The organism is Halomonas cupida (genome assembly GCF_900142755.1).
GTDB lineage: Bacteria > Pseudomonadota > Gammaproteobacteria > Pseudomonadales > Halomonadaceae > Halomonas > Halomonas cupida.
The window spans coordinates 1-12,078 of sequence record NZ_FRCA01000013.1 but is presented as its reverse complement, the minus strand read 5'-3'; the positions used below and the strand labels follow the sequence as shown (position 1 = coordinate 12,078).

The window sequence follows — 12,078 nt, the reverse complement described above, 5'->3', positions numbered from 1 at the left end:
AACCGGGGCGGTCTGGCCCGATAACCTCAAAGTTGCGCATGAAACTCGACCGTTACGACCTGAAGATACTCTCGATCCTGTCGCGTGATGGACGTATTACCAAATCGCGTCTGGCAGAATCCATCAACCTGTCTGTCAGCCCCTGCTGGGAGCGCGTGCGTCGGCTGGAAAAGGCCGGCATCATCGAGGGTTATTCGGCACGCATCAATCCTCGGGTGCTGGTACCGAAAACACCGGTCTGGGTCCAGATCGAACTGAAGCAGCACAACGCAGAAAGTTTCCAGCGTTTCGAACAACTGATACAGAACACGGCAGCTGTCACCGAGTGTGTGGCCGTGGGCGGTGGCGTCGATTACCTGATCAAGGTCGAGGCCGACTCCATCGATGCCTACCAGCGCTTGATTGACGGCTGGCTGACCTCGGCGGATATCGGCATCGAGCGCTATTTCACCTATATCGTGACCAAGACCGTCAAGCGTCCCGCTCAGGGATTCGACAGCGACGACCTGCTGTTCTGAGTCACGTGCTCCATTCGCTGTCATGGCGCTTGTGGCAGGAGGCCAGCTCCTGCTGCAAGGGTGCAGAAAAAAACAGCATTTCCCTGCCGGCGACAAAAAAAAACGCTGTCGTTCGGCAGGGGTTCAAAAAGTCCTGAAGAGTGATCTCCCTTACCATATCGGTATCGAATGGCCACAGGCCATGGATGCCATATTTCTGCTGTTGAAGGCATTTATCCGCCGCAGCAGCTGGTCAAGGGAGGTAGCGTCATGAAACTTGGTGATCCGCGACTGTTTCGTCAGTATGCCTATATCGGTGGCAAATGGACCAGCGGTGAAGAAGGTCGTGAGGAGTCCGTGGTCAACCCTGCCAACGGCGAGGTGATCGGCCATATTCCGCTGCTCGAATCACATCAGATCAGTGCTTGCGTCGATGCTGCCGAGGAAGCGTTCGTCAACTGGCGTGCGCTGCGTGCCGACGAGCGTGCCGAGCGCCTGCTGGCCTGGTATGACCTGATCCAGCAGCACCGCGAGGACCTGGCCACGATCATGACGCTGGAACAGGGCAAGCCGTTGCCTGATTCCCGCGGTGAGGTGGAGTATGGTGCGAGTTTCGTGCGCTGGTTCGCCGAGGAAGGCAAGCGTACCTATGGCGAAACCATTCCCAGCCATATTCCCAATGCTGCTCTTGGAACCATCAAGGAGCCGGTGGGTATTGCGTTGCTGGTGACGCCCTGGAACTTCCCGTTGGCGATGATCACTCGCAAGGCGGCAGCGGCGCTGGCGGCTGGCTGCCCGGTGATCGTCAAGCCGGCGCACGAGACACCGTTCTCTGCGCTGGCGCTGGCCGAACTGGCGGAGCGCGCCGGGATTCCCGCGGGCATCTTCAATGTGGTGTTGGGTGAGTCGGCGTCGCTGTCGCGTCAGCTGTGTGATGATGATCGCATCAAGGCGGTCTCCTTCACCGGGTCTACCCGAGTGGGGCGGATTCTGATCGAGCAGTGTGCCCACACCGTCAAGCGCATGTCGATGGAGCTGGGCGGTAATGCACCTTTCATCGTCGGCCCTGATATGGACCCGCGCGAGGCCGCGTTGGCTGCCGTGGCGGCCAAGTTCCAGACGGCCGGTCAGGACTGCCTGGCGGCCAACCGTATTCTGGTTCACGAATCGATTCACGATGAGTTTGTTCATCATTTTGCCGAGCGTATGGCTGCACTGACGGTAGGCGACGGCATGGAAAGCGAGGTTGACCTGGGTCCGCTGATTCATCGGCGTGCCGTTGAGGGTGCCCTGGCGATTGTCGATGATGCCGTGTCGCGTGGTGCCACTCTGGTGGCAGGTGACCAGTCTGGAGCGCCGGGTGAGAACTTCTTCATGCCGGTATTGCTTACCGGGGTAACACCGCAGATGAAGGTGTGGCGTGAGGAGAACTTCGCGCCGGTCGCCGGAGTGACCTCATACAGCGATGATGACGAGGTCATCGCCATGGCCAATGACACTGAATACGGCTTGGCAGCCTACATCTACACCCATGATATTCGTCGCATCTGGAAGCTGATGCGTGCGCTGGACTTCGGCATGGTGTCGGTCAACTCGGTGAAGATGACCGGGCCGCCCGTACCCTTCGGTGGCGTCAAGCAGTCCGGCCTGGGGCGTGAAGGCGGTGCAACAGGGATCGATGAGTACCTGTCGACCAAGTACTACTGTCTTGGTGCCATGGGCTCGGTATCCGGTAGTTGAACGAGCCCGCCTCAGGGACGTGATGTATTGCGCGGCGAGAGTGCCGCATTGATTTCAATGAACTTCTTTCAACGAGCTTTCCGGCAGGCAGCCGGAGAGTCTGGTAAACAGGGAATTGCATATGACTACCCATCAGGATTTGATCGATCGCGACCGCAAGGTCACCTTTCATGCTTCCACTCACCTGCGTGACTTCGCCAACGGTGATGCGGCCGGTCGTGTCATCACGGGTGGCAAGGGCATCAACATCATCGACAAGGATGGGCGCGAATTCATCGATGGTTTCGCTGGCCTGTACTGCGTGAACATCGGCTATGGACGCACCGAGGTTGCTGAAGCCATTTATCAGCAGGCGCTGGAAATGGCCTATTACCACACCTATGTGGGCCACTCCAACGAGCCGCAGATTGCGCTGTCCGAGAAGATTCTCGAGCTGGCCGGACCGGGCATGTCCAAGGTCTACTACGGGCTGGGCGGCAGCGATGCCAACGAGACTCAACTCAAGCTGGTACGTTACTACAACAACGTACTGGGCCGTCCGCAGAAGAAGAAGGTCATATCGCGTCAGCGTGGTTACCATGGCTCTGGTCTGGCGACTGGCTCCCTGACCGGCCTCAAGGCCTTCCATGACCAGTTTGACCTGCCCATGGCCGGCATCCTGCACACCGAGGCGCCGTACTATTACCATCGTGCTGCCGAGCAGCAGGGCATGAGTGAGCGCGAGTTCTCTGCCTGGTGTGCCGGGAAGCTCGAGGAAATGATCCTCGCCGAAGGACCGGATACCGTAGCCGCCTTCATCGGTGAGCCGGTACTCGGCACCGGTGGTATCGTGCCGCCGCCGGAAGGCTACTGGGAGGCCATTCAGGCAGTGCTCGACAAGTACGATATCCTGTTGATCGCTGACGAAGTGGTGTGTGGTTTCGGCCGGATCGGCGCTGATTTCGGTAGCCACAAGTACGGCATCAAGCCGGACCTGATCACTGTGGCCAAGGGCCTGACCAGCGCCTATCAGCCGCTGTCTGGCGTTATCGTCGGTGACCGTGTGTGGAAGGTACTGGAGCAGGGTACCGGTGAGCTGGGGCCGATCGGCCACGGCTGGACCTATTCCGGTCATGCCCTGGGCTGCGCGGCGGCACTGGCTAACCTGGCCATCATCGAGCGCGAGAAGCTCACTCAGAACGCCGTCGATACTGGTGGCTACCTGCAGCAGCGCATGCAGCAGGCCTTCGGCAATCACCCGATCGTTGGTGAAGCACGTGGTGTCGGCATGCTGGCGGCGCTGGAGTTCTCCGTGGATCCGGAGTCCCGTTGCCACTTCGATCCGAGCCTCAAGGTTGGTCCGCGCATCGCCGCCGCTGCCATGGAAGAGAACCTGATCGCACGGGCCATGCCGCAGGGCGATATCCTCGGCTTCGCGCCGCCGCTGATTGCGACACGTGATGATATCGATGAGATCGTGGCGCGCACCGAGCGTGCGGTGAACAAGGTCACCGATGAACTGGTTCGCGAGGGCGCTCTACAGACTGCCTGAGTATGACCACAGGGGCCGCCCGCGAAAGTGGGCGGCCTTTTTGTGTGTCGAACTGATGATATGTCGAATGGGCATGTTGGGTTGCAGGTTGAATAGGGAAGCCGCGAATGACGATACAGTCTGCTTCAGGTCAGTCACCGCAGGATCATGGCGTCAGCCTTGATCAGATCTACCGTGCAAGGCGCCGTATCGACGGCCAGGTGTGCCGTACACCGCTGACTCGTTCACAGGTGCTGAGTGAACGCTTCGGCGCCGAGATATACCTCAAGCTCGAGACTCAGCAACCGACAGGTGCCTTCAAGCTGCGCGGGGCTACCAACATGATCGCGGCGCTGATCGAGCGCCATGGTCGTGATGCCCTGGCGGCGGGGGTCACTACCGCGTCCACCGGCAATCATGGTCGGGCAGTGGCCTATGCAGCATCGCGCCTGGGGGTGCCTGCAGTGATCTGCGTCTCGCATCTGGTTCCAGACAACAAGGTCGCGGCCATTGAGGCACTGGGCGCGACAGCACGGCGTGTGGGAGCGAGCCAGGATGAGGCCTTCGAGGAAGCCGCCAGGCTGGTGGCCGAGGAGGGCATGACATTGATTCCGCCGTTCGATGACGCCCTGATTGCTGCCGGCCAGGGCACTATTGGTGTCGAGTTGCTCGAGGACCAACCCGAGCTGGATCGTGTATTCATCGGCCTCTCCGGTGGAGGGCTCCTCGGTGGCGTTGGTGCTGCGCTCAAGGCCATTCGCCCCGGAATCCAGGTAACCGGAGTCAGTCTCTCGGCTGGCGCGGCCATGTTCGAGAGTCTCCACGCAGGTCAACCGGTGGCGGTAGAGGAAGTCGAGAGTCTCGGTGACTCACTGGGTGGCGGCATCGGTCTCGACAATTGCTGTACCTTCGCATTGGTACGAGAGGTCATGGATGATCATTTTCAGGTGTCCGAGTTGGCGATAGCCGAGGCCATGGTGGATATACTGAAATATGAGAAAATTCTTGTGGAAGGGGCCGCTGTGGTGGGCCTGGCCGCTATCGCCGAACATCAACTGGACATTCGTGGTCAGCGCATTGCGCTGGTGATTTCCGGCAACGGTGTGGCTCTGGAAACCCTTGATCGTGCGCGTCAGCTGGTAGCCGCAGGAAAGGTGTGAAGACAGCAAGGTGCGAAGACAGAAAGGTGTGAAGACGGAAAGTCTGAAGTCGTTGGACTACCGATAGCGACAGAGTGGAATTCATGGCTGTCCGGCAGGTGTCGGAATAGCCGCTTCGATAGCCATTTCGACAACCGGGGAGGGTCAGGGATGCAGCTTTTTCAACGTGACAGGATTGCCGAGGTAGTGGCGATTGACGAGGCGGCGCTGGAAGCCGTCGAGCAGGGGTTTGCCGCCCTCGGCAGTGGCACAGTGGTGCAGCCGCCGATTCTGTCGATGGCCATCGAGGAGTCCAACGGCGAGGTCGACGTCAAGACGGCGCATATCCGTGGCAACGAGCGCTTTGCCATCAAGGTCAGCCCGGGCTTCTTCGACAATCCGAAGATCGGCCTGCCCAGCCTCAATGGACTGATGATGGTGTTCTCGGCGAAAACCGGTCTGGTTGATGCCGTGCTGTTTGATGAGGGCTATCTGACCATGGTGCGCACGGCTCTGGCAGGAGCCATTGCGGCGAAACATCTGTCGCGGAAGGATAGTCGTCGGGTTGCCATCCTGGGGGCCGGAGAGCAGGCCACGAAGCAGCTCGAAGCCCTGCAGCTGGTGCGAGACATCGGTGTGGTGGATGTCTGGGCCAGACGTCATGATGCGGCTGATACCTGGGCGATTCCGCAGCGTGCCAGAGGGCTCGAGGTCAATGTACATGACCGTATCAGCGATGCCTGCCGACAGGCCGATATCATCATTACCACCACACCATCACAGACTCCGATTCTTGCTGCCGAGGACCTTCTCGAGGGCGTGCATGTCACGGCGATGGGGTCAGATAGCCCCGAGAAGCGTGAGCTGGATGAAAGCGTGCTGACCCGTGCCGATGTCTTCGTTTGCGATACCCGAGCCCAGAGCGAGAGCAATGGCGAACTGAAGGCCTTCGCAGGGCGCACCGTACCTTTCGAGGTGGTTGAGTTGGGCAGCGTGATCGCCAACGGCCAGCAGGTGCGCCGCTCGGCGACGGACATTACCGTCTGCGACCTGACCGGCACCGGCGTACAGGACACCGCCATCGCCAGCTTTGCGCTGGGGAGGCTGGAGAAGGCATAAGTACAGCTACGAGTCGCGAGCAACGAGTACGCTACGCTCGAGCTTGAACCCCAGACCCCAGGAAAGACATGGAGTTGCCGGTTTGGCACTGCGCCGCTCGAGGCTTGAAGCTCGCGTCTCGGAGCAGGGGGGATCCGTGATCCAGGGAGCGGCACTGGACGGCTCGCAGCTCGTGGCTCGACGCTCGTAGCTTACGGCTTACGACCCCGCACCACCAACACCACTCCGGCGATGGCGATAGCCATCCCCACCAGCGAGAGCATCGGTAGTTGTTCATCAAACAGCCACCAGGCCTCCAGCGCAGTGACGGGAGGGACCAGGTAGAACAGGCTGGCAACCCGAGAGGCGGCGCCGCGCTTTATCAAAGCCATCAGCAGCAGGATGGCTGCAATCGACAGCACCAGTACCAGCCAGGCAAGGGTCAGGATAAAGGTGCTGTTCCATTCGATCTGACGCTGCTCCAGCGCCAGACTCCCCAGCCCGGTAAGTGCCAGAGCGCCCAGGTACTGGATCACGGTGCCACCGAGTAGCGGCATGCCGGTACAGTAGCGCTTCTGGTACAGCGTGCCACAGGAAATGCCCACCAGGGCCGCTCCAATACAGGCCAGTGCCGACCAGCCGAAGCCTTCGAATTGCAGGGATGCCGGGTCGAGCTTGCCACCCAGCACCAGACCGATACCTACCAGCCCCAGCAGCAGACCTCCCCACTGTAGTGTGCTGAGCCGCTCACCCAGCAACGGCCCGGCCAGTATTGCCGTGACCAGTGGTTGTAGTCCCACCAGCAATGCGCCCAACCCGGCTGGCATACCCAGGTCGATGGCGTAGAAGACACCGCTCAGGTAGATGCCATGCACCAGACAGCCGGACACCGCAGCATGGCCCCATAGGCTGCGGTTGTTCGGCCAGCTGCCACGCATCAGCCATACCAGTGGTACCAGCAGCACCAGGGTCAGGGCGAATCGTATGACCAGAAAGGTAAAGGGCTCGGCATAGGGCAGGCCATAGCGGGCGCCGATGAAGCCGGTGCTCCACAGCAGTACGAAAACGATCGGCATGATGGCCACCGGCCACTGACGTTCCGCTGTCATCGGTGTCTCCATAGGGCCGAATTTATTAACCCGGCATCCGGCATGCTTTCATGTTGGGTTGATGGCGGCACAGGGATGTGCCGCCGTCGGCCATCAGGCCGACGCGAGACCGCACTACACCAGCAGATTCGCGCATCTGCGCCAGTGTGGTGCGGACGAAAATCAAATCGATCAGGATGAGCTATTTGATTGCCATGTTAATCAGAGCAGGAAGTGAGATGGAAATGCTTTGCAGGATATCGGTAATTCTTTTGTCGTGCTTTGGTAGTAGATGAAGAGACTAATTGAAATTGGTCATACCGCAGTGAGCCCAGTAATGGCATGGCTGGGTTGGCTGCTGAGTGTTGGTCTGACCAATATTCGGAGCACGTAACGTTGAAATCCGGCGTTGAAGCCAGGGGGGTATTCGCTAGTTTTCAAGGAGCAGCAGTTGGAAGGCTCAGCGCCGCATGGGAGCGCCAGGCGGTGTGTCGATCAGGGACGAAGGGCGACCTGAACAAGGCGCCAACTGGATCTGGACCGTCAACAACAGACAGGCAGGAACAACCAGCCAGCAACCGTCAGTCAACAACAGCCAGTCAAAACAACAAGAAATCCCGGAGCGAAGACATTATAGCGCTCCGTCTAGTGCGAAAGCGGCATGTGCGTCGGTGCTTTCGTACAGACCCAATCCGATCAGGAGTGCCACCATGATGACCTTGGACAATAACAAGCCCAGCAAGGACAGCAGCGGGACCAGCACCGAGCGCGAGACTCGTCTCGACAATACCACTGACCGTAGACGCTTCCTCAAGGCTGCGGCCGTCGGGTCTGCGGCCGCGGTGGCTGCTCCCTGGGTGGGCAATGTGCAGGCCCAGGAGGGCATTCGCATCCGCATGCAGTCTTCCTGGCAACCAGGTACCACAGGCTACCGCATATTCGAGGAGTGGGCCGGCGGTGTGGTGGAAGCGACCAGTGGCGAAGTCAGCATCGAACCCTTTCCGGCGGGAGCCGTGGCCGGGGCATTCGAGGTCGCCGATGCGGTGCGCAATGGCGTGCTCGATGGCCAGAACTGGTTCACCGTCTACTGGCCCGGCAAGATGCCGGCTGGAGTGTTTCTCACCGCTTATCCCATGGGGCTATCGGTACCCCATCAATGGGACATGATGTTTGGCGCCTATGGTGGATTCGGTATCGCCAAGGACCTCTATCGCAAGCAGGGGCAGGAAATGCTCGGCTATGTGCACCATGATCTCAATCTGATCCACTCCAAGGTGCCGCTACGCAGCTTCGATGACTTCGAGGGCGTCAAGATTCGCATGCCGGGTGGTATTGTTGCCGAAACCTTCGCCAGCATCGGCGCGCGTACCACGTTGCTGCCGGGCTCGGAGGTCTATCCGGCGCTGGAAAAGGGCACCATCGATGCGGCAGATTATACCGGTGCGGCGGTCAACTATGAGCTGGGGTTCTGGCAGGTGACCGACTACATCATCATGGGGCCGCCATCGACTCCCTGTCTGCACCAGGCGGTCGACCTCATGGATATCGCCGTCAACCGGCGTGTCTTCGAGCGCATGTCGACTCAGGTCCAGGACTTGATGCATGACCTGGTGGCGGCCTATTCACGAATCCATTATGCGGCGATCCAGAAGGCCAATTCCGAGGCCTGGCCGAAGTATCGCGAACAGGGCATCGAGATCATTCACCTCTCGGAAGATGATGCCGTACGTTTCCGCGAAGCCGCCATTCCCCTGTGGTTCGAGTGGGCCAACAAGGATGAGGATGCCTCAAGGCTGTTCCGCGCCCACCTCAACACCATGCTCGATCCAGCAGTGGCATTGGTCACCGACGAGGATATCCAGGGCTACGAGCTCAACGCCTGATATTGATCCGGCAGGCGTTCAAACCTGGTGGGCAGTCAATGACCGGCCGGTACCATCCGGCCGGTTGACCTCGATTCATGGAGAGTCGTTGTGCGGCGTCAACGGTGGGCAGAGTGCTGCCCGGCTCTGGGCCGTACAGCGGAGGTGAGCCAATGAACCTGCAGATCAACTTCATTCTGCCGCACTGGATATATTGGTCGGTGCTGGCACTTCTGCCGCTGTTTGTCATGCTGATGGTCGATCGCAGTTTCCGCCGTGGCGCGACGATCAGTGGAAGCGATACCGGCGGTGTTCCCGAGGTGTCTCTCGACCCGGGATACCGGCCTCCCGGTAATGGACTGACAACGGCCATCGACCGCATATCGGGGTTTGCCGGGCGCTACGTAGCTTACTGGTCATTGATTGCCCCCTTCATCTTCACCTACGAAGTGGTACTGCGTTACGCCTTCAATTCGCCGACCAACTGGGCGCACGAGTCGATGACGTTGATGTTCGGCATGCAATATCTACTGGCCGGAGCCTATGCCCTGCGCGAATCCGGGCATGTGCGGGTCGACATCCTCTATCAGCGTGCCAGCCCGCTCTACCGTGCGGCACTGGACCTGGTCACCTCAATATTCTTCTTTCTGTTTACCCTGGCGTTGCTGACCAGTGGCTGGCGCTTCTTTTCCCAATCGGTCAGCGACAAGTGGTTCTTCGGCGACAGTTATGCCAATGAAGTCTCCTTCACCGAGTGGGCAGTACAGTACTACCCGGTGAAGTTCATGTTGTTTCTCGGCGCATTGCTGCTGCTGTTGCAGGGAATCGCTCAGTTGATTCGTGACTTCCAGAGCTACCGCCATCATCGCCGTGACCAAGGTGGCAGCCATGCTCTGGCCAGTTTGATGCTGGGGGCAGCGCTGTTACTGGCCGCCTGGCTGGCCTTCGAGATTGCCAATATTGCCATCACCGACTACGAAAGCCTGGCGTTGAGCATTGAACACAGTCTGGCCGAAGTGGGAATAGGTACGCTTACCTGGTTGATGTTCGGAACGCTGATGGTTGTGCTGGTAGCGGGGCTGCCGTTGGCCTTCGTCACCGGCGGGCTGGGGGTGCTTTTCCTGTATCTGGTCGGCGATCAGCACATGCTCAACCTGATGCCATCACGCATCTTCCCGATGATGACCAACTATCAGTTGTCGGCCATTCCGCTGTTCATCTTCATGGCATCGGTGCTGGAAAAGGCCGGAATCATCGAGGAACTGTTCGACGTGGTCTACAAGTGGATGGGCGGGCTCAAGGCCGGACTGGCCATTGCCACGGTCATTGCATCGACGCTGTTGGCGGCGATGGTTGGCGTGATCGGAGCGGCAGTGGTAACCATGGGCCTGATTGCACTACCGGCCATGCTCAAGCGCAACTACAACCCCGAGATAGCCATCGGTTCCATCATGGCTGGCGGTACCCTCGGTATCCTGATTCCCCCCTCGATCCTGGCCATCATCTATGGGGTCATTGCCCAGCAGTCGGTGGGGGAGTTGTATCTTGGCTCGCTGTTGCCGGGGCTGCTGCTGGCAGGCATGTACGCGCTCTACTGTTGGTTGAGAGGCACCTTCAATCCGCGCATGGCACCACCGATGCCGGTAGAGGATCGGGTGTCGATGAGCGAGAAGTTGCGCCTGCTGCGCAATATGCTGGCGCCCATCGCCCTGGTGGTGCTGGTGTTGGGGATCATCTTCACTGGCGTGGCGACTCCAGTGGAGGCGGCCGGTATCGGTACCTTCGGCGCCTTGCTGGTGGCGGCCCTGCACCGGCGCCTGACCTGGCCCAACCTGCATGCGGCCTGCATGACCACTCTGGTGGCAACGGCCATGGTGATGTGGATCATCTTCGGTGCCAGCATCTTTGTCGGCTTCTACATTCTGCAGGGTGGCCAGACCTTCGTGCAGGACCTGATTGCCGGGGCGGGCCTCAGCCCCTATGCGGTGCTGGCGCTGATGATGCTGTTGCTGATCGCGTTGGGGATGTTCCTTGACTGGGTGGGTATCCTGCTGCTGGCGGTGCCGATTTTCGTGCCATTGATAAAAGGGATGGAGTTCAATGGTGTGTTCGGGTTGCCGGGAGTGGAGGCCGCCGATGTATCGCTGTGGTTCGGAGTGATCTATCTGGTCAACATGCAGATGTCTTTCCTGAGCCCGCCATTCGGCTATGCACTGTTCTATATCAAGGGGGTTTGTCCACCATCCATTACAATGGCGCAGATATTTCGTGCGTCCTTCCCGTTCCTTGGTCTGCAGGCTGTGGGGCTACTGTTGGTGATACTATTCCCGGCTCTGGTCACCTGGTTGCCCAGGCTCGCCTATGGTTAGGTCATACACCATGATAGTAGTGTCGCAAATTGGACACATGTAGCTTGCAAACTGTAACACGACGATATTGAACGGATTGGCACCTGTGTCGTCTCAATTGGCGAGTGATCGATAAACCCGAGATAATCCTCAGGAGGATTCATGCAACGATTCACCGCTCTGCTTTCTGCCGCACTTCTTTCTGCCGGTCTGATGAGTGCAACTGCTCATGCGCAGGATGCTGCCACCGCTCCGGATGCGGCTGCGCCGACTGCCGGTGCTGATGCGGCTGCGGCTGCGCAGAACTTCTCCGACGATGATCTGCAGAAATTTGCTGATGCATCCCAGGAAATCGCCGCGATCTCCCAGGATTACACCACTCGCCTGCAAGGGGCAGAAGGTCAGGAAGCTCAGCAGGAAGTACGCGTAGAGGCCAATGAAAAGATGGTGGAAGCCGTACGCAACAGTGGTCTCGAAGTCGAAACCTTCAACGCCATCGGTCAGGCTATCCAGCAGGACCCTGAGATGATGAAGCGTGTGCAGGAAATGGCCCAGTCTTGATCGACCAGGTCCTGCGTGTTCACAGGACCTGATTGAGTACCAGGTAAGGCAGCTGAGCCGTGACTCCTCGGCGGCTCGGTAGCTTTGCAGCGACACCCGCTGTCCCTCTGGGACAGCGGGTTTTTTTGTGGCCAGTTCTGAGCTACGAGCTACGAGCTACGAGCTACGAGCTACCCAGTGGTGTGCCCCCAAAAAAGTAGACACCTCGGTTCAAGCCGCCAACTCGTATGCCCTG

The 12,078-nt window shown here is 59.3% G+C and carries 10 protein-coding genes; 9 read left to right on the top strand and 1 reads right to left on the bottom strand.

From position 1 onward, the window contains the following. Positions 1 to 38: 38 nt before the first annotated feature. The 5 genes from BUE38_RS19075 to BUE38_RS19055 all read left to right on the top strand — a co-directional run bounded on the left by BUE38_RS19075 (position 39) and on the right by BUE38_RS19055 (position 6,005). Positions 39 to 518, top strand: a complete 480-nt coding sequence (locus tag BUE38_RS19075; protein WP_073436834.1) for an Lrp/AsnC family transcriptional regulator — start codon at positions 39 to 41, stop codon at positions 516 to 518. A gap of 249 nt (positions 519 to 767) precedes the next feature. Further along, positions 768 to 2,237, top strand: coding sequence for an NAD-dependent succinate-semialdehyde dehydrogenase (locus tag BUE38_RS19070; protein WP_073436833.1), 1,470 nt, complete (start codon positions 768 to 770; stop codon positions 2,235 to 2,237). Positions 2,238 to 2,358: 121 nt separating this feature from the next. Next, entirely contained in the window at positions 2,359 to 3,768 is a 1,410-nt protein-coding gene (locus BUE38_RS19065) for an aminotransferase (RefSeq protein WP_073436832.1), read from the top strand. A gap of 107 nt (positions 3,769 to 3,875) precedes the next feature. Next, the gene (gene eutB, locus BUE38_RS19060; RefSeq protein ID WP_073436831.1) at positions 3,876 to 4,907 is read left to right on the top strand and encodes a hydroxyectoine utilization dehydratase EutB; all 1,032 of its coding nucleotides are present in this window, start codon (positions 3,876 to 3,878) and stop codon (positions 4,905 to 4,907) included. A 150-nt stretch (positions 4,908 to 5,057) separates the two neighbouring features. Next, on the top strand, positions 5,058 to 6,005 hold the full coding sequence (locus BUE38_RS19055) for a cyclodeaminase (RefSeq protein ID WP_073436830.1): 948 nt from the start codon (positions 5,058 to 5,060) through the stop codon (positions 6,003 to 6,005). A gap of 191 nt (positions 6,006 to 6,196) precedes the next feature. Here BUE38_RS19055 and BUE38_RS19050 read toward each other — a convergent pair whose 3' ends face one another. After that, a complete protein-coding gene (locus BUE38_RS19050; RefSeq protein ID WP_234987104.1) occupies positions 6,197 to 7,093 on the bottom strand; it encodes a DMT family transporter in 897 nt (298 codons plus the stop codon). Positions 7,094 to 7,154: 61 nt separating this feature from the next. Here BUE38_RS19050 and BUE38_RS23025 point away from each other — a divergent pair, with 61 nt between their 5' ends. From BUE38_RS23025 to BUE38_RS19035, 4 genes are all read left to right on the top strand, one after another. Beyond that, positions 7,155 to 7,310, top strand: a complete 156-nt coding sequence (locus BUE38_RS23025) for a hypothetical protein (protein WP_159438910.1) — start codon at positions 7,155 to 7,157, stop codon at positions 7,308 to 7,310. A gap of 472 nt (positions 7,311 to 7,782) precedes the next feature. Beyond that, positions 7,783 to 8,955, top strand: a complete 1,173-nt coding sequence (gene dctP, locus BUE38_RS19045; RefSeq protein WP_234987103.1) for a TRAP transporter substrate-binding protein DctP — start codon at positions 7,783 to 7,785, stop codon at positions 8,953 to 8,955. 152 nt (positions 8,956 to 9,107) lie between these two features. Continuing rightward, on the top strand, positions 9,108 to 11,303 hold the full coding sequence (locus tag BUE38_RS19040; protein ID WP_073436828.1) for a TRAP transporter large permease subunit: 2,196 nt from the start codon (positions 9,108 to 9,110) through the stop codon (positions 11,301 to 11,303). Positions 11,304 to 11,444: 141 nt separating this feature from the next. Next, a complete protein-coding gene (locus BUE38_RS19035; protein ID WP_073436827.1) occupies positions 11,445 to 11,843 on the top strand; it encodes a DUF4168 domain-containing protein in 399 nt (132 codons plus the stop codon). Positions 11,844 to 12,078 lie beyond the last annotated feature (235 nt).

What these genes read in the sequence shown, in the direction of transcription:
- BUE38_RS19075 (WP_073436834.1), top strand. Translation starts at nt 39, where the DNA reads ATGAAACTCGACCGTTACGACCTGAAGATACTCTCGATCCTGTCGCGT.
- BUE38_RS19070 (WP_073436833.1), top strand. Translation starts at nt 768, where the DNA reads ATGAAACTTGGTGATCCGCGACTGTTTCGTCAGTATGCCTATATCGGT.
- BUE38_RS19065 (WP_073436832.1), top strand. Translation starts at nt 2,359, where the DNA reads ATGACTACCCATCAGGATTTGATCGATCGCGACCGCAAGGTCACCTTT.
- eutB (WP_073436831.1), top strand. Translation starts at nt 3,876, where the DNA reads ATGACGATACAGTCTGCTTCAGGTCAGTCACCGCAGGATCATGGCGTC.
- BUE38_RS19055 (WP_073436830.1), top strand. Translation starts at nt 5,058, where the DNA reads ATGCAGCTTTTTCAACGTGACAGGATTGCCGAGGTAGTGGCGATTGAC.
- BUE38_RS19050 (WP_234987104.1), bottom strand. Translation starts at nt 7,093, where the DNA reads ATGACAGCGGAACGTCAGTGGCCGGTGGCCATCATGCCGATCGTTTTC.
- BUE38_RS23025 (WP_159438910.1), top strand. Translation starts at nt 7,155, where the DNA reads ATGGCGGCACAGGGATGTGCCGCCGTCGGCCATCAGGCCGACGCGAGA.
- dctP (WP_234987103.1), top strand. Translation starts at nt 7,783, where the DNA reads ATGATGACCTTGGACAATAACAAGCCCAGCAAGGACAGCAGCGGGACC.
- BUE38_RS19040 (WP_073436828.1), top strand. Translation starts at nt 9,108, where the DNA reads ATGAACCTGCAGATCAACTTCATTCTGCCGCACTGGATATATTGGTCG.
- BUE38_RS19035 (WP_073436827.1), top strand. Translation starts at nt 11,445, where the DNA reads ATGCAACGATTCACCGCTCTGCTTTCTGCCGCACTTCTTTCTGCCGGT.